At 40.4% G+C, this 18,475-nt stretch carries 20 protein-coding genes and 1 tRNA gene; 7 read left to right on the forward strand and 14 right to left on the reverse strand.

Annotation, left to right across the window (positions count from 1 at the left end; all coding sequences use genetic code 11):
- Positions 1-9: 9 nt before the first annotated feature.
- Positions 10-942: a chemotaxis protein gene (locus tag MTF66_RS18905; protein WP_058586424.1), complete on the reverse strand. Its 933-nt coding sequence runs from the start codon at positions 940-942 to the stop codon at positions 10-12.
- A 142-nt stretch (positions 943-1,084) separates the two neighbouring features.
- Here MTF66_RS18905 and flgA point away from each other — a divergent pair, with 142 nt between their 5' ends.
- The 3 genes from flgA (at position 1,085) to flgN (ending at position 2,612) form a co-directional block, all read left to right on the forward strand.
- Positions 1,085-1,789, forward strand: a complete 705-nt coding sequence (gene flgA, locus MTF66_RS18910) for a flagellar basal body P-ring formation chaperone FlgA (protein ID WP_248527928.1) — start codon at positions 1,085-1,087, stop codon at positions 1,787-1,789.
- A 78-nt stretch (positions 1,790-1,867) separates the two neighbouring features.
- Positions 1,868-2,188, forward strand: coding sequence for a flagellar biosynthesis anti-sigma factor FlgM (gene flgM, locus MTF66_RS18915; protein WP_054553314.1), 321 nt, complete (start codon positions 1,868-1,870; stop codon positions 2,186-2,188).
- Positions 2,181-2,612 (forward strand): flagellar protein FlgN, encoded by a 432-nt coding sequence (gene flgN / locus MTF66_RS18920; RefSeq protein WP_054562224.1) that lies wholly within the window; start codon positions 2,181-2,183, stop codon positions 2,610-2,612. Before flgM ends, flgN begins: the two co-directional genes overlap by 8 nt.
- Before the next feature lie 113 nt (positions 2,613-2,725).
- Here flgN and MTF66_RS18925 read toward each other — a convergent pair whose 3' ends face one another.
- Positions 2,726-3,184 (reverse strand): LPP20 family lipoprotein, encoded by a 459-nt coding sequence (locus tag MTF66_RS18925; RefSeq protein ID WP_054562225.1) that lies wholly within the window; start codon positions 3,182-3,184, stop codon positions 2,726-2,728.
- Positions 3,185-3,294: 110 nt separating this feature from the next.
- Here MTF66_RS18925 and MTF66_RS18930 point away from each other — a divergent pair, with 110 nt between their 5' ends.
- Positions 3,295-4,485, forward strand: a complete 1,191-nt coding sequence (locus MTF66_RS18930) for a flagellar assembly protein FlgT (protein ID WP_248527929.1) — start codon at positions 3,295-3,297, stop codon at positions 4,483-4,485.
- Here the strand turns inward: MTF66_RS18930 and MTF66_RS18935 are convergent.
- Positions 4,468-5,367 carry a LysR substrate-binding domain-containing protein gene (locus MTF66_RS18935; protein ID WP_248527932.1) on the reverse strand — a complete coding sequence of 300 codons (900 nt, stop codon included), beginning with the start codon at positions 5,365-5,367 and terminating at the stop codon, positions 4,468-4,470. The genes MTF66_RS18930 and MTF66_RS18935 overlap by 18 nt on opposite strands.
- 109 nt (positions 5,368-5,476) lie before the next feature.
- On the opposite strand from MTF66_RS18935, the gene MTF66_RS18940 reads away from it, so the two are divergent.
- The 3 genes from MTF66_RS18940 (at position 5,477) to MTF66_RS18950 (ending at position 9,117) form a co-directional block, all read left to right on the forward strand.
- On the forward strand, positions 5,477-6,205 hold the full coding sequence (locus MTF66_RS18940) for a glutathione peroxidase (protein ID WP_058586429.1): 729 nt from the start codon (positions 5,477-5,479) through the stop codon (positions 6,203-6,205).
- Between the two features lie 232 nt (positions 6,206-6,437).
- Positions 6,438-7,871 carry a sodium:proton antiporter NhaD gene (nhaD, locus tag MTF66_RS18945; RefSeq protein WP_082665671.1) on the forward strand — a complete coding sequence of 478 codons (1,434 nt, stop codon included), beginning with the start codon at positions 6,438-6,440 and terminating at the stop codon, positions 7,869-7,871.
- A 181-nt stretch (positions 7,872-8,052) separates the two neighbouring features.
- Positions 8,053-9,117, forward strand: a complete 1,065-nt coding sequence (locus MTF66_RS18950; RefSeq protein ID WP_248527934.1) for a zinc-binding dehydrogenase — start codon at positions 8,053-8,055, stop codon at positions 9,115-9,117.
- Positions 9,118-9,143: 26 nt separating this feature from the next.
- On the opposite strand, the gene MTF66_RS18955 is transcribed toward MTF66_RS18950, so the two are convergent.
- The 11 genes from MTF66_RS18955 to MTF66_RS19005 all read right to left on the reverse strand — a co-directional run bounded on the left by MTF66_RS18955 (position 9,144) and on the right by MTF66_RS19005 (position 18,151).
- Positions 9,144-9,218, reverse strand: a tRNA-Arg gene (locus MTF66_RS18955).
- A gap of 112 nt (positions 9,219-9,330) precedes the next feature.
- Complete coding sequence (locus MTF66_RS18960; RefSeq protein ID WP_058586440.1) at positions 9,331-9,996, reverse strand: FlgO family outer membrane protein; 666 nt, start codon at positions 9,994-9,996, stop codon at positions 9,331-9,333.
- Between the two features lie 3 nt (positions 9,997-9,999).
- Positions 10,000-10,674, reverse strand: a complete 675-nt coding sequence (locus MTF66_RS18965) for a FlgO family outer membrane protein (protein ID WP_058586441.1) — start codon at positions 10,672-10,674, stop codon at positions 10,000-10,002.
- Between the two features lie 14 nt (positions 10,675-10,688).
- A complete protein-coding gene (locus MTF66_RS18970; protein ID WP_058586442.1) occupies positions 10,689-11,282 on the reverse strand; it encodes a FlgO family outer membrane protein in 594 nt (197 codons plus the stop codon).
- Positions 11,283-11,336: 54 nt separating this feature from the next.
- Positions 11,337-11,939, reverse strand: coding sequence for an SPOR domain-containing protein (locus MTF66_RS18975; protein WP_248527937.1), 603 nt, complete (start codon positions 11,937-11,939; stop codon positions 11,337-11,339).
- 13 nt (positions 11,940-11,952) lie between these two features.
- Complete coding sequence (locus tag MTF66_RS18980) at positions 11,953-14,919, reverse strand: MSCRAMM family adhesin SdrC (RefSeq protein WP_248527939.1); 2,967 nt, start codon at positions 14,917-14,919, stop codon at positions 11,953-11,955.
- A 19-nt stretch (positions 14,920-14,938) separates the two neighbouring features.
- Entirely contained in the window at positions 14,939-15,730 is a 792-nt protein-coding gene (locus tag MTF66_RS18985) for a molecular chaperone (protein WP_248527942.1), read from the reverse strand.
- Between the two features lie 8 nt (positions 15,731-15,738).
- Positions 15,739-16,206, reverse strand: coding sequence for a DUF4402 domain-containing protein (locus tag MTF66_RS18990; protein ID WP_062566766.1), 468 nt, complete (start codon positions 16,204-16,206; stop codon positions 15,739-15,741).
- 18 nt (positions 16,207-16,224) lie between these two features.
- Positions 16,225-16,824 (reverse strand): DUF4402 domain-containing protein, encoded by a 600-nt coding sequence (locus tag MTF66_RS18995; protein WP_248527945.1) that lies wholly within the window; start codon positions 16,822-16,824, stop codon positions 16,225-16,227.
- Between the two features lie 111 nt (positions 16,825-16,935).
- Complete coding sequence (locus MTF66_RS19000) at positions 16,936-17,541, reverse strand: SPOR domain-containing protein (RefSeq protein ID WP_248527948.1); 606 nt, start codon at positions 17,539-17,541, stop codon at positions 16,936-16,938.
- 73 nt (positions 17,542-17,614) lie between these two features.
- Positions 17,615-18,151, reverse strand: coding sequence for an SPOR domain-containing protein (locus MTF66_RS19005; RefSeq protein ID WP_248527951.1), 537 nt, complete (start codon positions 18,149-18,151; stop codon positions 17,615-17,617).
- Positions 18,152-18,475: the final 324 nt, after the last annotated feature.

The following is an 18,475-nucleotide window of genomic DNA, read 5'->3' on the forward strand; positions in this document are numbered from 1 at the left end:
TATAAATAATTAATCACAATGAACCCACTTTTTCACAGCTGTCGCTAATTCATCTGGGTTAAATTTTGCAATAAAATCATCGGCACCCACTTTTTCGATCATTGCTTGGTTAAACACCCCACTTAACGAGGTATGCAAGATCACATGCAGAGGTGATAATTTTGGGTCTGCCTTAATTTCAGCGGTTAGTGTATAACCGTCCATTTCTGGCATTTCTACATCAGATATTAAGAGGCCAACGCGTTCGGTAATATCATTTTGACAATCAAGTTTAGCAATCTCACGTAGGCGTAATAATGCTTCTTTACCGTTTTTAGCAAGCTCAGTCTGAACACCAAGCGGCTCGAGTGCACGCTTGACTTGATTTCGAGCTACCGCAGAGTCGTCAGCAATAAAGACAATACGCTCACCTAAATCACGCTGAATTTCGCCTTCGCCAACTACTTCAGCGCTCACTTCAGTGTTAACCGGGCAAATTTCATTCAAGATTTTTTCTACATCGAGAATTTCAACTAACTCGTTTTCAATTTCAGTGACCGCAGTTAGGTAAGAATAACGTCCGGCTCCCGAAGGCGGCGGCATTATTTTTTCCCAGTTCATATTCACGATGCGTTCAACACCACCAACTAAAAACCCTTGCACTGAACGGTTGTACTCAGCAATGATGATAAAACTGTCTTTGATATTTTCAATTGCAGGGCCACCTACAGCCATCGATAAATCAATAACAGAGATAGTTTGACCGCGGATATGCGCAACACCGCGAATGTACGCATTTGATTTAGGCATGTTAGTAAGTGGTGGACATTGCAGAACCTCTCTTACTTTAAACACGTTTATACCAAAGCGTTGTCGCCCTCTGAGTTTGAATAATAGTAATTCAAGGCGGTTTTGCCCAACCAACTGAGTACGCTGGTTAACTGAGTCTAAAATGCCTGCCATTTCAATCTCCTAAAGATAAACAATCAGAGCTGGAACAATAATTGCCTTCTTTGTGTTAAAGCTACATAAGGTTACAAAGCGTCTGTTTTTTGACGCAAAATATTTATACCTTGTTTTCAACCATAAGCATAGTCGAAACAATATGAGTTTGTTAAAAAAAAGCCGAAGATACAGTGTTTTTTATTTTCTTACTAGCCTGTTGTTTACAACACAACTACGGGCAGAAGTTTATAATACCGAGCAACTTCAACAAATCGCCATCGATTTTGTTAGCGAGCAGATCCCTGATCTGGACACCACACCTCAAATTAGTGCTTTACCATTAGATAGTCGCATTCCTGAGAGGTTATGTGAGTCACCAATTAACAAAGAGTTACCAACAGAGCCTCCTTTTAATCGGCAGGTAACTGTACAACTTAAGTGCCAAGACTTAAATAGTTGGACCCAATACGTTCACGTGCGCATTATTAAACTTGAACCTGTGGTTGTGGTTACTACCAACCTTGCTCGTGGTGAAGTCATTCGCCCAGAACATTTACGCATTGAAATGAAGCCAAAGCAATTTGTTAGAACGCGATACGTACAAGATGAGGCTATACTTATTGGCAGTCGCAGTAAGCGTAACTTGCGTGATGGTAGTCCGATTGTAATGAGCCAGGTTTGTATGGTGTGTAAAGGCGATAACGTAACTATTTTTGCTTCATTACGCGGCTTAAGAATTAAAACCACCGGAATTGCTCTAGAAGATGGCACGTTAGACGAATTAGTACGTGTAAAAAACAAAAAATCAGGTAAAGTATTAAATGCACGTGTGGATGGGGTCGAGTCTGTACAAGTAAATATTTAATTTTTTATATTTATGCTAAAGTATCCGCTGTGCCCGCCGATATAAAGGCATATGTTGGGTAATGTATAGGTCAAAATTATGGTAAGCAATGTCAATAATGGTCAACAACAGCCTTCTGTGTTGACAAATACCAAGCAAAAAAAGCTTGATTTACAAAAAGATAATGCTAATGCAGCCGCTGCAAAATCGGCCGCACCAAAAGCAAGTGCAGATTCTGTGAGCTTAACTCCTCAAGCTAAACAGCTAAAATCTTTGCAAGAAAAAGCAGAGCAATCATCTGGCTTTGATAGCAATAAAGTGGCTGAGCTGAAAAAAGCAATCAGTGAAGGTAAATACCAAATTGATGCTGAAAAGCTAGCAAAGAACATCGCTGCATTCGAGTTTGATGTCTATGGCTGATCATAATCATTTAATAGCTAGCAAATTAACACAACAAGTTTCGTGCTTGGAGTCTATTGCTGCGCTGTTAGATGATGAGTTGACAGCCATTGCTGCAAAGCGTGGTGACGGATTAAAGAGTATTGCCCAACAAAAAATCTCTTTGCTCCAACAAATTCAAACCATTGATAAAGAAGTGCAAAAGCTTGTTGCGCACAACGAATCGCAAGATGACGAAGTAAGTGCACTCATTAAGCAAGTAAATACTCTCCTAGCAAGCTGCAAGAAGAAAAATGATGTAAACGCTCACGCGGCCCATCAAGCACAGTTGAGTGTTAAGCAACTTAAAGATATTTTAATCGGTGCACCATCATCGATGACCTACGACCAAGGTGGCAGCGTGATTCAAGGCGATAAGAAAATCGTTCACAATTTGAAAGCCTAAATACTATTTCATTAAAAAAGCGCGATAACTAAGTTATCGCGCTTTTTTAATGCTTGCAGAATTTGCTGGACTTATGCGGCAAGCCAATAGGTTACAACTAGACTAAGTTGCACCTAATAATATGTTACTTTTTTCACTTGGCGCGGTTTTACTTCGCCGATGTATAAATCGTGCACTCGCTTCATATCAAGCTGTAATTCAGTTGCGTAGGTATCCCCTACTGCATAGGTTTTAATAACCTGTGCACCTTTGATCACACCTTGTACTTGGCTTTGTAATTGATCATTATGAGCAATGCTATTTTGCACTGTAGTGCCTGCGGAAATTCTTTGCCCGTAAACTTGCTCAGCAAGCTCCCGGTAAGCTTCAAGCTTTGAGGCTTTAATCGCAAGTAGAGTACGCTGCGATTCATTGCTACCTGGTTGAGCACTAATTGGCGCATAACCCACGGCTTTTAACACTGGGTAGCTATCTGGCTCAATGTAAGTGTATTCTACATGTTTATCAAAAATACTACTGCAGCCGGTTAATGCTGCGCAGGCAACCAGCCCACCGAATAGAAGTGCTCGCATAATTTGCTTCCGCTTAAAACTCTTTGGCTACAAATATGCACGTTTAATGCCACTGTGGTACAGTCCTTGCTCATTTAGGTTATTCATTGGTTTTAATGCTAGGTGTCAGCATGAAAAATAAAACAATAGCCAGCTTAAAAGGCCTTGGCTTAGCCTTTACAATTTTGTTTTCTAACAATAGCTTAGCTCAGTGGTTTGAATCTACAGGCCATGCAGTTGTAAAAAATAGCGATACGAGCCAAGCCAAATCTGCCGCAATTAAAGACGCCATAACTCAGGCTTTAGTGTTTTCTGGCGCTCGAGTAAGCTCTGTACAGACCTTAGTTGACGGGGTTTTGACGCAAGACCAGCTGAAAATAAGCAGCCATGGTGAAATCCAGAAAATAGAATTGATCAGCGAAGACCGCCATAACGACACCTATGCCATAACTCTTCGCCTCGATATTTTTGCTCAAGCAGAAGAATGCCCTGCAAACCAATACACCAAATTTATTGCCGTGACACAAAGCCAACTCGCCAATCGCGAGCAAGCGCGTATGGGCCAAATTTTTGACGTAAACAAAGCCATTAGTGAACACTTATATGCCAACTTAAGTAATACGCAAATGGCAGCTAAACCGACAGCCTATTACAATATGCCGTTGCGAGTAGATCATTTTTTCACTCAGCAATACGATTACAGTAATGCACTACTTGAAGAGATCACTAGCCGCAGTAACTCGCAATATGTATTACTGAGCCGTATTCGTGATTTATCGGTTAACCATAAGATCAACAACGATTATGCATTTTGGCAAGATGATAGTTTCAAGCGTGCATACAAAGTAGATTACGTCTTATTTGATGGCACCACTTACGAAAAGCTCTGGCAAAAAAGCTACCAAACAGAAGGTATTTGGCCGTATAAAAAGACTGAGATCATCGATGTATATAGCGACCGATTTTGGGCAACTGACTATGGCCAAGCTATTAGCGATATAAACCAAACCCTAACCTATGACTTACAAGCAGCTATGGCTTGCTTACCCACGCAAGGTAAAATACTGCATATAGAAAACGGCAGGCTAATCATCAACTTGGGTAAGGCGCATGGGCTTGAGCAAGGGCAAATTTTAAATATTGCCCATCATAATTACCTAACAGATGCACAGGGTAATAAGCTCCCGCACAAAATCACTACACTTAATCAGGTAAAAGTGACTCAGCTTTATCAGCAATCAGCGGTTGCCATGAGTATAGATAAGCAACCACTGCCTAACATTCAAATTAACGATATTGTTGAATTAGCTGCTAGTGAGTAAATGAGCTTGTAGGCCTTGATGAGCATTTAGCCAACTAGCTAATTGCTCAACGCCTGCTATATGTGGGTAGTGTTTACGAGTTGCAATGACAACTTGGCGTTGCTGATTAGGTGTTATAGCTACGTACTTCACTCCTTCACGTGGTGTACATGCAAGCTTAGGAACAAAGGTTATCCCATCATCCATTGCCACCAACGCGAGTAAGGTTTCAATACTGTTACCTTTATATTGGTTCGAGACTTCAACCCCAGCTGAAAAACAAAATTGCTCTGCTTGCTCTTTAAAGCAATGCCCTTCGTTTAACATTAATAAGTCACATTCATGTAATTGAGCCAACGCAACTTCAGTATGTCTTGCTAAAGCGTGTTGCTCAGAAACTGCAACTAAGAAGTCTTCTTTATAAAGCGGTGACACATAATAAGGCGCTAAATCAGCCACATCAGCAACAATTGCAATATCAATCTCACCATTATCAAGAGCCACCAGCGTTTGCGCTGTTTGCATTTCTATAAATGAAAACTGGGTTTCACTAAAGGCCTGCTTCATAGAAGTTAAGAGTGTTGGCAGTAAATAAGGTGCAATGGTAGGAATAATACCGACATTGATTTTACCCTTTAGTGGGTCATGTGAGCTGGCGGCTATTTCTTTAAGCACTTGGGTTTGATCTAGGATCAGTGTGATCTGCTTAAGAAGTTGTTCACCTTGCACAGTCAACGTGACCTGCTTTGTTGAACGGTCAAAAATAACAACCCCCAGCTCTTGTTCAAGCTTTTTAACTTGCCCGCTTAATGTCGGTTGGCTGACATAGCAAGCATCAGCTGCTTTTCTGAAGTGCTTGTATTGTGCAACCGCTTTTACGTATTCAAAGTCTTTTAAATTCATATCACACCACCAATAGCTTTTACCTATCATACTAATACAAACAAACGATTGGAGCTATCATAAATTAAATCGCATAATGGCACTCAACAAATCAAGAGGAATCAAAACAATGTTAAACAATATCGAAGGCCAAAAAGTACCAAACGTTACATTCGCAACACGTGTAGACGAGCAGTGGAAATCAATGACCACTGACGAAATTTTTAAAGGTAAAACAGTTGTGCTATTTGCATTACCAGGTGCATTTACACCAACATGCTCATCAACTCACTTGCCACGTTATAACGAGCTTGCGGCTGTATTTAAACAAAACGGTGTTGATGACATTGTATGTATTTCTGTAAACGATACCTTCGTAATGAATGCATGGGCACAAAACCAAGAAGCGCAAAATATCACTCTATTACCAGACGGTAATGGCGAATTTACCGACGGCATGGGTATGCTAGTCGATAAAAACGACTTAGGTTTTGGTAAGCGCAGTTGGCGTTATTCTATGCTGGTAAAAGACGGCGTTATCGAAAAAATGTTTATCGAGCCACAAAAGCCTGGCGACCCGTTTGAAGTATCTGATGCAGATACCATGCTCGAATACATTAACCCAGCACAGGTAAAACCAGAATCAGTGAGCATTATCACCAAGCCTAATTGCCCGTTCTGTACAAAAGCTAAAGCGTTACTAGACGCAAAAGGTTATGTGTACGAAGAAATTGTATTAGGTCAACACGCTTCACTAACTAGTTTAAAAGCGATTTCTGGTCGTGAGACAGTGCCGCAAGTATTCATAGGCGGTGAGCACATTGGTGGCTCTGACGATTTAGAAAAACACTTTGCATAATTTTCAAGTTGGGGCTGCTAATTGCAGCCCTTTATTATTTTAAAACCACAACACATTGATTAAATTATAAATTATATAACTGGTCTGCTCTCGCCATCACCCGTATTTATATTCAAAATACCAACATCTTAGTTACCAATTTGTTACATAAAGCAAAGAATGAATCTAAAATGTCTGCAGCTACATTTACTTAAACCGTAACGAAATTAAGATGATTTAATTGGAATATACAATGAAAAAACTAACACAAGGATTGCTCCTTTCCTTGCTATGTTTCGGTGGCCAAGCTCATGCTGCGTCAACTGGTACTATCGATTTACTCACCCACCCTGTTGGCATTATATGCCTTATTATTTTTATCTTTGCTTATGTGCTCGTCATACTCGAAGAAAAAATTCACTTACGCAAATCAAAACCCGTATTGGTTGCAGCCGGGATTATTTGGACCCTTATTGCTTGGCAGTACAGTGCACAAAACTTATCTGATCTTAGCACCGACGCATTTCGTCACGCCTTGTTAGAATTTTCGGAGTTAATGCTATTTTTGCTCGTTGCGATGACCTACATCAACGCCCTAGAAGAGCGTCGTTTATTTGATGGCCTAAGAAGCTGGCTGGTTGCGAGGGGCTTTAGCTACAAACAATTATTTTGGATAAGCGGTGTACTGGCATTTTGTATTTCACCTGTAGCCGATAACTTAACTACCGCCCTACTTTTATGTGCAGTGGTAATGAAGGTAGCAGCAAATGATAACCGCTTCATTGCTATGTCGTGCGTCAATATTGTAATAGCCGCAAATGCCGGTGGCGCATTCAGCCCATTTGGTGACATCACAACACTGATGGTTTGGCAAGCCGATGTTGTTGCCTTTACCGAGTTCTTTGTTTTATTTCTACCGGCTTTAGTCAGCTATATTATCCCTGCATTTGTTATGTCTTTATTTATCAATAACCGTCACCCAGATACGGCCGATGAAGATATTGAACTTAAACGCGGTGCGCTTCGCATATTGTGTTTATTCTTACTGACAATACTCACCGCCGTGGTTCTAAAAACCGCCTTTGGTTTACCGCCGGTTGTGGGCATGATGATGGGCCTTGGCTATTTACAATTTTTTGGTTACTTCTTACGCGTGACACTCCCCGGCTCTCTTGCCAGAAAACGCGCCATGGCAGAGCGTGAAGGTGACAAAGAGCGCTTATCTCGCTTAGGTAATGTTGTTCCTTTTGATGTATTTAGCCGTGTATCGAGAGCCGAATGGGACACGCTCTTGTTCTTCTATGGCATCGTTATTTGTGTTGGAGGCTTAGGGTTTATCGGCTACTTAGCGCTGCTTTCTGACTTACTTTATAACAACTGGTCTGCTACCGGTGCGAACATTATTCTTGGTTTAATGTCAGCGGTAGTCGATAACATTCCAGTGATGTTTGCAGTGTTACAAATGATGCCTGATATGTCGCACGGTCAATGGCTGCTTATCACGCTAACAGCCGGAATTGGTGGTAGCCTGTTATCCATTGGCTCTGCGGCAGGAGTTGCACTAATGGGTCAAGCGCGAGGGATCTACACCTTTAATAGCCACTTAAAATGGTCGCCGGTCATTTTACTAGGTTACTTTGCTGGAGTATTAACTCATTTATATCTCAATACAGCCTACTTCGGCTAAACCTTAATAAAGTAAAAACCCTTATCACTTTGAGGGTTTTTACTTTAAACCTTCCACAATGAGCAGTTTATAAACAGACATGTCGTAATAAGCTGTGTTTTTGTCGTAAAAAGTCAAGATTAAGGCAGGCGCTTTACTTTAGTCTAATAATTCACAAATAAGGTGAATTGAGGACACACATATGAGCCAAATGAATTCTGTTGCCATGCAAAATGGCAAGCTGCATGTAAAACAAATTGATATCCCTACTCCTGGACCCGGCCAAGTACTGGTAAAAAGCCTTGCTTGCGGTATTTGCGGTTCTGATATTCATATAACCCGCCACACCAGCGATGTATTCGATATCTATAAAAACCTTGGCATCATGGCTAAAGATGCAGGCGATGACCAAGAAGTGTTATTAGGCCATGAATACGCGGCAGAAATCGTTAGCTACGGCCCAAATACTAAAGGCGAATTAGCTAAAGGCACCCGCGTAACCTCAGTGCCTATTTTACTTTCTGCTGGCGGCGCTGGCGTAGGTGTAACCCCTGGACTATATGGTGCCTATTCTGAATACTTTATTGTTGATGAAGCCTTGCTATTACCTATTCCTGATGCTGTTCCATCAGAAGCGGCAGCCATTACAGAACCACTTGCTGTTGGCCTGCACGCAGTGAACCGCGCACAAATGCATAATGATGATGTTGCCATTGTGGTTGGTTGTGGCCCAATTGGCCTTGCCGCGATTGCCGCGTTAAAGCTTCAAGGCGTAAAACACATCGTTGCCTCTGATCCACAAGAGAGCAAAAAACAAATTGCCCTTGAATTTGGCGCCACAGAATATGTTAACCCTATGGATGATGATGAAGTTGCTACAGCCGCAGCACTTGCGGGTAACAACAAGGTCGTTATTTTTGAATGTGCCGGTGTAAGCCGCTTATTGAACGACTACATTTTACGTGCACCAGCAAAAGCAAAAATCATTGTAACAGGTGTACATACCGCACCAATCAACGTTAACTTTGCCTATGCCACAGTGAAAGAGTTAGACCTTATTTTCTCTTATTACTACCAGCCAGAAGAGTTTGCACAATCACTTGAGAACATTGCGTCAGGCAAAATTGCATGGCAAAAAATGCGTACTGGTAAAGTCGGCATCGACGGCGTACAAGGTGCGTTTGATACCTTATTTAAACCTAACGACCATATCAAAATCATCATTGAACCATGGCGCACAGGCGAGCTTGAAAAAGTAACAGGTTAATTTAATTGGGGGTTGCTGAACTAACTTGGTAGCCCCTACAGGAATCGAACCTGTAACTGCCCCTTAGGAGGGGGCCGTTATATCCATTTAACTAAGAGGCCACTCAAAAGCTGAGGTAAAGCTTGCAGCTAAAATTATAACGGTCTAAGGCTTTGGTAATCAAGAGAATAAACCAATCGACTTGTTAGTAAGCCGATTGGCAAAGTAATGAGGCTAGTTAACGCGAGCTGTTGCTGATTTGATTGACTCATTCTTTAAGACAAAATAAGGGATCACTTTTTGTGCGCTGGCAATAACCAACTTTGAGTTTAAATTAATTACTCGAGCATTCACTTCAACACCATTTGGGCGGTATATCAGCGTGCCTGTAAGTACATGGCTCGCGATGCGACGCTCGGCTAACTCTTCTACATCTCGAGACATCACAAAATCACCACGTGAGGTCACACTAATGATATCCATCGCTTTAAAATCAACAACGCCAAAGCCAAATTTTTGCAGCTGGTGCATCATTGTTTCAGAGAGTTGATTACCAAGTTGAGAGCTATTTTTTAGGCTCGCATCTAAATCAACAAAGCTAGTTATGGCTATTCCTAACTCGCTTTCTTGTTGCATGGTATCCACTAACTCAAGGGCCATTTGCTCGACATAATTAACAACGGTTTTATGATGTTGATAAGGCACAAATAAACGATGGTTAGCGTTATCCTGCTGCATATCATTTTGTTCAAGCGCTTGTAGCATAGCAACGTAATCGACTTGAGTACTTGCTGATGCAGGTACATTTTGAGCTGTATTTTGCGGCTCTGCTGATTGCTCTGGCAGCAATTGGCAGCCAGATAGTGCGAGCGTTAACGATGCTAAGATAAAATCTTTCATAGCTTACTCACTTGCTTGTTTTAGTGTAATACCATCACTGCGGTTGGTACTATCAAGGGCATCAACCACTGATTGCGGGATAAAACCTTGCGCTGACCCTACAACTGCTTTGCTTGCTAAACCAACAATTCGGGCATTAACGAGCACACCACTTTGATGATTAACCAAAGTACCTGCCAATACATAATTGAAGTTTTGATCTTGGCTTAGCTCTAAATAATCACGACTGAAAACATAGTCACCAGTTGGCGTGACACGCATATAATCAGTGGTTTTAAAATCAATGACAGGTACACCAAATGCGTGAAGCTCATGAATGAAACTTTCGGCAATTTGATTACCTAGCAAATTCGTTGAGTTGTAATCTGCATCAAGGTATATAAAGCTTGAAACAGCAACCGGCGTGCTATCGCTTACATATTGCAAGTTTTCAACAAGATCCTGCATGATGCCACGCACATAGTGATTAATATTCTTACGTGTTGGTGCTGCTGTAAAGGTGCTGTTATTCATCACCGCCTGATTGGTTTGAAACACACTGTCGTTACTATGTGGCGCGGCGACTTCTCTTTGCGCAGCTAACTGAGGATCATTATCGTGTTGTGTTACATCACCAGTTAACATTGATGAGCAACCAAAGCCAAAAGGCAAACATAAAGTTAAAATTAAACGTTTCATTAAATGAGTTCCTCTTAATATTCGCTTCGATACAACTGGCCATCACGTTGCTGAACTTTTTCAGCGCCCCACATCACATTGATAGGGATCTCGGTGCTTGCTGCTGATACTATTCGCAGATCTTTGGTATTTACCAATCGGGCGTTAACTATGTAGGCATGTTGTTGCCGCGTCAGTGTGCCGGTAATAACAAAGTCAATATTCTGACGTTGACGCAAGGTATTTACATCACGACTAAGAACACTATCGGCCGATTGCTGCAAATTTAAAGTCTTTTCTAATCGATACTCTATGGTATGAAAACCAAGCTGAGTAAATTGCGTTAATAAACTTTCTTGAATTTGCTGACTCAAGCCACTGCCCTGATCTTCTGCTAAATCAGTACCTAAGCCATCAGCCATATAGAAACTGGTCACAGCAATACGTGCATTGCCTTTGTAAGGGCCTTGAATACGGCTCAGCTGACTACTTAGATCAGCAACGTATTGATGCACCGTATAAGGTGCCATCGGCGATTTTGGGGTTTCTCTAGGGGGCGCTTTTTGTGGCTCTTCAGTTAAGCTACAACCCACCAACACTAAAAAAACTGAATAAAATAACAGGCGCATAATTGCCATCCTCACTAAACTTAGTAAGTACAAAGCAATAATTATGCCTAAGTATTATTGTTGCTGAGATAAATCAAGCGGATTCTGTACATAATGTGATACCAAGCATGCCACCCCGACTGATGCTAACTTTTTACAATCATTAGCTGCTTGCTGCTTTTGTTGATATGCACCAATTTTCAAACGATGAAAAGTGCTGCCATTCACTGTTACGGACTCTACATTAGCAATAAACTGGCCATTAAATAGCGCCGGCGCTTGTTTTTTAATTTCAGCAAGGCGAGCTGTTAGTCGAGGTAATTCTGTTACAGAAGCAAGTTGTAGTGCAAATTTGGCTGTAGGCTCAGCTATAAACTGAGGTGTGGTTACAGATGACTCTTTAGTCTTTTCAGGCTCAGTTTGCTGCGCATTTAGCAAAGTAAGTTGTTCAGTGAGTAAGGTTAACTCACTTTCTATTGTCAACAAGCGCTCAAGCTCTGGCTTCATCGCTTGGAATTGTTGATGCGACTGCCTCAGCTCTATAAGCTCTTGCTGGCTAATTTTTACTAAGTTTTCTTCACTCACTTGTGGCTCTGACATGCTTTGGCAACCAATGATAGGAGTAACCAGTAAGACTAACCATACTTTCTTCAGATTTTGAAAATTAGTAAAAACCATAATTTGCTCCTTGCTAGTGTTGAGCATGCTGTTCTGTTACATGACATTTAATTGCTTGTGATATTAGCTGCACACATTGCTGCTCAAGCTCGTTTGCAGACTGTGGGTCAAAGCCAATCGCAAGTGTGTAGTTTGCATTTGCTTTATCGTAAATATAAAAAGCGTTCTGTAACCCTTGCTGTAACAAACGCTGTTTCACCAATGAGTAATACACTTTTAATATTTTCAGTGAATTAAACTTGCCAATACTCGCTATATATCCTTGGCGCTTTTCGAGTGGCCGCAAAGTAATATCAACCCCCACCAGCACATCACCTTTAGGCGATAATTGTATTTTGTGTGTTTGAGCACTGGTCAGTGATTTTTGCTCTTGGTATTGCTTATCAACAACCGCTTTATACTTACCGGGTTTAATATCAGTAAACAAGTAATAGCCATCATAAGCCGCTTGCGTAGTAGCTACATCATTACCTTGTTCATCCACTAAAGTAATTTGGGCATAAGGTTGAACATTAGACCCTTGCTCTGTTTGCTGATAAACAGTACCTTCTATTTCGCTGGCATTATTTACTGGGTAATCCATGTACTCAACAAAACCTGCTCGTGGTGTTATGGAGAAACCATCGTGGGCGGGGATCATAAAAGGGTCAGCGAAACTATCACGATCTAGCACTATATCTGTTGTGCGATTAGCTGGCATAGCTGAAAGAATCGCAATACCTTGTTCATCGGTAATAGCTTGGCGATAATTTTGTAAGCCTTTTACTTTAACACCCGCCAAGCCCTTTTCATTGTAGTCTTTAAGGCCATTATCATTTTCATCTAAAAACACATTAACCATCAAACTACCAGTATTGGTCAATGTTCGATTACTCATAAACGGCTGATTATATTGACTATCAAAGCCAAAACTAAATCGACTATTTAAGCGAATCTGCCATTGATCATTGCTGTCGTAATTAACATTACTGCTTAAGTTAATCCTGTCATTTTGCCACGTTAATCCTAATTCGGCAGACTGAACATCGTAATCTAGAGAATCCCTTAAAGTTAGTTCTGTTTGTAAGCTTGGTCCTAAACTTCTGCTAAACTCAGCTTCATAACTCACTATTTCACTAACCGGAGAGAGTCGATAATTAACCCCAAATCGACTATACACTCTACCTAGGCGTGTTTGTAAACGCGTCGTACCATCAACACTTTCTTGCCCAACACTTAAGTCTTGCCACTGCAATAAATTATTTATAGAGACGTTTGCATAGCTGTAATTTAAACGGTTATAAATTTGCTTTAAATCACCACTTTGTGCATGTTGAATCAGAAAGTTGTTCTGATAATTAAGCCGCCCAAAATCATTTTTCACCAGCTCACCAGACATATCAAACTGATAGCTTTTCAGCGTTATATCTCGACCATTCTGGTTATCAGTACGGTTCGTTGCGCTGAATAGCAAAGACTGATCAGCCAATTTAGTTCTTGTTGTTAATTCAAATTCTCTTTGTTGTTGATTGTTTTCTTCATATTCCAGATTAACCAGAAACCTGTCTAACAAGCTAAGGTTCGTTCCAAGAGCAACATGATATAGCTCATCTTGCTCTCGTTTTTGCGCCATGAAGCCTGAATACATGGCAATGTTATCACTCACACCATATTGGTACCGCCCTGCAGCAACCCAGCCCTTGTTGGCACTGTAGTTACTGCTGCCAAGTAACTGCTCACCTTGCTCTGAAACAGATAGCTCATAAACAGCTTCCCCTTGCTCAAGCTGCGTGCCATCAATGTAGTAATATTCAGTTTTTCGCTCTACTTGTCCTTGTGGGCCATAAAAGATTAACTCAAAGCTGTTTTCACCAAACAGTAAATCAATATCAGCAAAAACATAGCGACCATCAGTCAAGCTCAGTTGCTGATCAATTAAAATGCCATTACGATATAATTCAACATCCCAACCTGGCTGTACTGCACCAGTTAGATTCACCCGATTATTATCAATAGCTTGCCCTAGTTGATAATTCGAAATTTTAACCCCGCGACCGTATTGGTTGTTATAACGGCTGCCAACTTGCGTAGCTGTGACATCACCTACTTCAATAAGACTTGCAGCAAGTGGACCTAACAATTGATTATTCACATCTTGCTTGGAGAAAGTTAGCCTTGAGTTATTCAATAAATCACTTTCACGACCCGATAAAAAGTATTCCATCGTTAAATATGCAAAATCTTGCGAGCCAAGTAATGAGTAACTAGCCTGACTGCCATCATTATCTTGGGTGTAATTCAATTGTAAGTCAGCCACAGGGACAGATAAGGCCTGATATGGGCTTGGTTTCCAGGGTAAGGTTGCTTGTTTTTGAGTACTATAGCTTTGCAGTTGTTTTTTATGCCGCTGCGCTTGAGCGATAACCGGATAAACAGAGTCAGTTTCAATATGTAGCTCTAAGCTTGCGTAGTCAGAGCGGTGCTTAAATTCTAAAGCCTCAGCAAGTACTGCTGCCTCAATATAAATATCATCGTCAACACTAATCTGTTGCTCAGTAAGCTGCCACTTTTTGTTATCTGTAATCAGCTCTTTTTGAGCTGTTAATTGAAATGTTTTATTTGTGTTGATGAACCAACCTTCTGCACTCTCGGCTGATAAATCGACATTGATTGCTAATTGTAAGATATCAACTAGCCCTGAAAGCCCCAGCAATATGTCTTGATCAGACTTAAGGGCAAAAACCTCACCGAGGTAATTTTCATTTAAATAAATTGAAAATAGCAAAAACTCCCCAGTCGCAATTCGCTGCTGGGTGTCCAATGTGTCTGCAGAATGGTTGACAGCAGGTGTATGCTTTGATTGTGGAGCATGAAGCTGTTCGCCATTTAGCTTAGCCTTTATGGCATTGAGTCTAGCTAGTACATCCTCTGTACTCACAGTCGAATTAGCAAAGCTGATAGGACTTAATAGCATAAGCCCTAACGCAAATAAGCGATTCATAAATTTTTCGCATTAATCCCTAATGTCGAATAGCAAATGAATATGAGTCAAAAACTATACCTTCATACTCATCAGCACCTTCATATTTAATCTCAATAGGCCCTTTCTTCGGTAGTTTTTTATCGGTAAATAGAGCTAGGTAAGCTGTTGTTTCATTGACTTCAGGGTACAAACTCAAGTTACCAATTTCAGCGATTTTCTCTTGTTTACCCGCTGTATTAGTTACATACGCACTGAGCCGCCCATAACTACTAAAGCCTTGGCTTTCGGTTAACTTAACTGAAAGACTAAGTTTTTTATTAATAGAGTCTTCAACCAGCTTAACGTCCCTAATTTTAACATTCGGTTGTTCGCCTTGCTCACGATATACAACTGGAATACTAAAACTCATTATCATGTTCACTTTAATACCTGGTTTAGTGCTTTTCACTTCATTGGGTAATGCTTGAAACAATAAGTGAGAACGATACTCCCCTTTAGCCAAATTCTTAGGCTTTCTAATCGCTATTTTAACCGTTTGCCTTTCGCCCGGTGCTAAGCGAATTTGCTTTGGGGATAAACGCGTCATTGGTGAAAGGCTGCTTGCTACAGGCTCACTCAATGTTTGATACCCCCCACTAGGAAGCGCTAATTTTTCGCTCCATACCACGCGATATGTTCTATATTCATCTGAGCTATTAATGACGGTGACTTTTGCGCTACGTTGGCGCTCATCAAATGAAACTCGAGTTGGTGAAATAAGTAAATTTGCCGTTGCGTATTGACTGAATAAAACAAAAAAGAGTCCACATAAAAGACGTTTTGCGAACATATCTATCCTTAGTAATCGACTGATATTTCTAAATAAGTTGAAGAAGAGTAATGACCATCTGCGTATGCTTTAGCGCTACGATCTGTTGTTAAAATACCGCCAATAAATACTTTTGCCTCACCAAACTCATTGGTGATCACATATTTAGGAAAACCATTAAGGCGCACAGAAAACTCAGCACTCGTGTTGCCGTCTACATCATGTATTAAGTCAACTGGAGCAACTAGATTCATAGTTAGTTGGGTTCTGGCAGGAAAGTCAGTAAGTAATAATTCTGCAGGGTGGCCATTTTCAAGTACATAAACTGAGCCCTGAGTATTGATACTGCCATCATCTTTGACAATTACAGAGCTGGTATTTGTATTAGCTAAAATAACAAGAGTGCCAAAATCAAGCGCTTGTTGCTCTGTGCTCGCTGCTTGTAGAGGCAAAGAGAAAACAGAAAATAGCACAGTGGCTAAAAGCAAAAAGCGCATAAAAATTACCTAAAATAATTAATAAGCGACTTCGATTTGAAAAGTCCCCGCATAAACACCATCAGCATAAGGCTTTGTGGTAGTACGATCTGATGTATCTAGGCTTGCGCCAATATTGAATGACACAGTACCGTCTTGCGCAACCTGTAAGTTAGGTGTACCAGAATTGTAGTTCGCATTTGCGTTTGGCCCGCTAGTAATAACGAATAACCAATTACCAATTTCAAAGTCAGGACGGTCAGTATCTTGTCCATCTTCAAATTCTAATTGAGTCTGAGTAGGCTCAGTAATCGATAAAATAGCATTTGGAACAGCTTCAGACACAGTAAACGCTGCAGGCTCGCCATCTTCAATGACAGCAAATAAAGCGTTTTCGGTATTATTGCTACTTACTGATATTGGACTAGCATTTGGAGTCGCATTAACTGTAAGTCTTGCTCGATCGGTTCCAGATGGGTCTGCAACAGCACGAACAGTCCCAAAATTAAGGTCACTATCTTTGGTCAAAACAACAGTGTTTTGAACTGTAACTTCAGCACGAAAAGTTTCAGTAGCAGAAAAGGCAGTTGATGAGGCGAAAATAACACTAAGAGAAAGTAAAGAAAGAGGTAATTTCATATTAAGTCCTTATAATTAAATGGCTAAGCCATTTTTCTGTATCTTAAGCTTTATCGACCTCTAGAACAAATACTTTAAGATTAATTACCTAATTTTTAAGAGGAAAGATGCTTAAAGCATCTCTCCAATAAACGGTGCCGTCACACAGGTTTGCCCCATTCTTTTGGCTATCTCACAAAATGCAGTAGCCTGAGTATAATTTGCAAATGGACCAGCCCTTAACCCATACAAGGTTACGCCTTTTTGCTCTCGTGTTTTAAAACGAAAATCAAGGCCATTTAAAACAGCAGGATAATCACGTTTGAGCTTTAAGACCTGATAACTAACTTTTTTCGGCGTTAAATATAAACCTAATTGCACACCCGCTTCAGCGGCTTTGTTTGCTGCAATAATCGCCTCAAGTGAGTCTGTTGATGATGCTTTCAGTACTTGCGTTTGTTCGCTTTGATGAATAATCACATCATTTTGTGGCTCTGCTGATTGCAGCGCAGTTAAATCACTATTAGCTGATAGCACTTCGATTAACAACGCAAGGTCTTTTTCCATGGCTGAAAGGCGCTCAATGCTCGGCTGTTGGTTTTGCCACTCGGCAGCAAATTGCTGTACTTGCTGCTCAGTATAAGCTGGCTGAGTTTGCTCTTGGCTCATCATACATGCTGTCAAAGCAGTTAAGCTGATGGTTATCAGTAGATATTTAGAAAAAATAGAAAAATGCATGGTGACGTCAATTCTAAAAAACAGACTTAAATCTTAGCAATAAAAATGCCACCTTTAGAGTGAATATTTGACGCTAAAAATAAATTCGGTTGTCAGTGTAGTTACTTACCCAGCAATCAATGCCTTGTCGTTTAATCGCTTCACAATCAGCTTTCGCGTTTTTCAAATACTTATAGCCACCAAACTTAAGTCGATAGTAGGTATGCTCATTTACATCAGCGACTTCAACATTAAGTATCGGCTTTCCTTGAAAAATACTGGGTGCTCGTTTAGCCATTTTCTTTAATGTATAAGCAAGACCTTGTTCCGTATTAACAGACGCTAACTGTAGAGCAAACGCATATTCAGGTTTAACAGAGTCTTTAGAGTCGCTTGATAGTGCTTGAGAAGTATCAGCCTGATCTAGCACTGTACTGACAGGTTCACTTTGGGTTTGCGCCAACAAAAATGAGTTTTGCATTAGCGTTACATCGCTAAGGTACTGAACAACATTGAAAACAGGAAGCTTGTTAAAAGAGATATCAGGAAATGCCTTATTACTGCAACCAGACACAGTCAATAACACCAACAGGTATATACTGTAACGCAAAGGTTTTGAGCAATATTTCATAAGTAGGATTCTTAAACGTACCATTAAAAATTTGCTTCTTTTTAAAGAAGTCTATCTGTTAGCACTTACCTATACAAAAACCATAAAAGTGATTTACGACATTGCATAAGAAAACTCTAACACATTATTTGTTATTATAATATTTTCAGTACAGTGCTTAACTAACTGCAATAAAAACTTAATGACACCCTAATACTTAAGTTTTCATATTAGACAACCTAAAGCAATAAAAATCCGTCTTTACATAGGTATTTTTATAAGTATAGCTGAGTTTAACTATCCTACAGGGGTAAATAAGCATCTCACTGATCTTTAATCTTAACA

It is taken from the genome of Pseudoalteromonas sp. 2CM39R (assembly GCF_023161845.1).

Bases quoted from the DNA above. Each gene is read 5' to 3' on its own strand.
- MTF66_RS18905 (WP_058586424.1), bottom strand. From the start codon at position 942: ATGGCAGGCATTTTAGACTCAGTTAACCAGCGTACTCAGTTGGTTGGG.
- flgA (WP_248527928.1), top strand. From the start codon at position 1,085: ATGAGTTTGTTAAAAAAAAGCCGAAGATACAGTGTTTTTTATTTTCTT.
- flgM (WP_054553314.1), top strand. From the start codon at position 1,868: ATGGTAAGCAATGTCAATAATGGTCAACAACAGCCTTCTGTGTTGACA.
- flgN (WP_054562224.1), top strand. From the start codon at position 2,181: ATGGCTGATCATAATCATTTAATAGCTAGCAAATTAACACAACAAGTT.
- MTF66_RS18925 (WP_054562225.1), bottom strand. From the start codon at position 3,184: ATGCGAGCACTTCTATTCGGTGGGCTGGTTGCCTGCGCAGCATTAACC.
- MTF66_RS18930 (WP_248527929.1), top strand. From the start codon at position 3,295: ATGAAAAATAAAACAATAGCCAGCTTAAAAGGCCTTGGCTTAGCCTTT.
- MTF66_RS18935 (WP_248527932.1), bottom strand. From the start codon at position 5,367: ATGAATTTAAAAGACTTTGAATACGTAAAAGCGGTTGCACAATACAAG.
- MTF66_RS18940 (WP_058586429.1), top strand. From the start codon at position 5,477: ATGTTAAACAATATCGAAGGCCAAAAAGTACCAAACGTTACATTCGCA.
- nhaD (WP_082665671.1), top strand. From the start codon at position 6,438: ATGAAAAAACTAACACAAGGATTGCTCCTTTCCTTGCTATGTTTCGGT.
- MTF66_RS18950 (WP_248527934.1), top strand. From the start codon at position 8,053: ATGAGCCAAATGAATTCTGTTGCCATGCAAAATGGCAAGCTGCATGTA.
- MTF66_RS18960 (WP_058586440.1), bottom strand. From the start codon at position 9,996: ATGAAAGATTTTATCTTAGCATCGTTAACGCTCGCACTATCTGGCTGC.
- MTF66_RS18965 (WP_058586441.1), bottom strand. From the start codon at position 10,674: ATGAAACGTTTAATTTTAACTTTATGTTTGCCTTTTGGCTTTGGTTGC.
- MTF66_RS18970 (WP_058586442.1), bottom strand. From the start codon at position 11,282: ATGCGCCTGTTATTTTATTCAGTTTTTTTAGTGTTGGTGGGTTGTAGC.
- MTF66_RS18975 (WP_248527937.1), bottom strand. From the start codon at position 11,939: ATGGTTTTTACTAATTTTCAAAATCTGAAGAAAGTATGGTTAGTCTTA.
- MTF66_RS18980 (WP_248527939.1), bottom strand. From the start codon at position 14,919: ATGAATCGCTTATTTGCGTTAGGGCTTATGCTATTAAGTCCTATCAGC.
- MTF66_RS18985 (WP_248527942.1), bottom strand. From the start codon at position 15,730: ATGTTCGCAAAACGTCTTTTATGTGGACTCTTTTTTGTTTTATTCAGT.
- MTF66_RS18990 (WP_062566766.1), bottom strand. From the start codon at position 16,206: ATGCGCTTTTTGCTTTTAGCCACTGTGCTATTTTCTGTTTTCTCTTTG.
- MTF66_RS18995 (WP_248527945.1), bottom strand. From the start codon at position 16,824: ATGAAATTACCTCTTTCTTTACTTTCTCTTAGTGTTATTTTCGCCTCA.
- MTF66_RS19000 (WP_248527948.1), bottom strand. From the start codon at position 17,541: ATGCATTTTTCTATTTTTTCTAAATATCTACTGATAACCATCAGCTTA.
- MTF66_RS19005 (WP_248527951.1), bottom strand. From the start codon at position 18,151: ATGAAATATTGCTCAAAACCTTTGCGTTACAGTATATACCTGTTGGTG.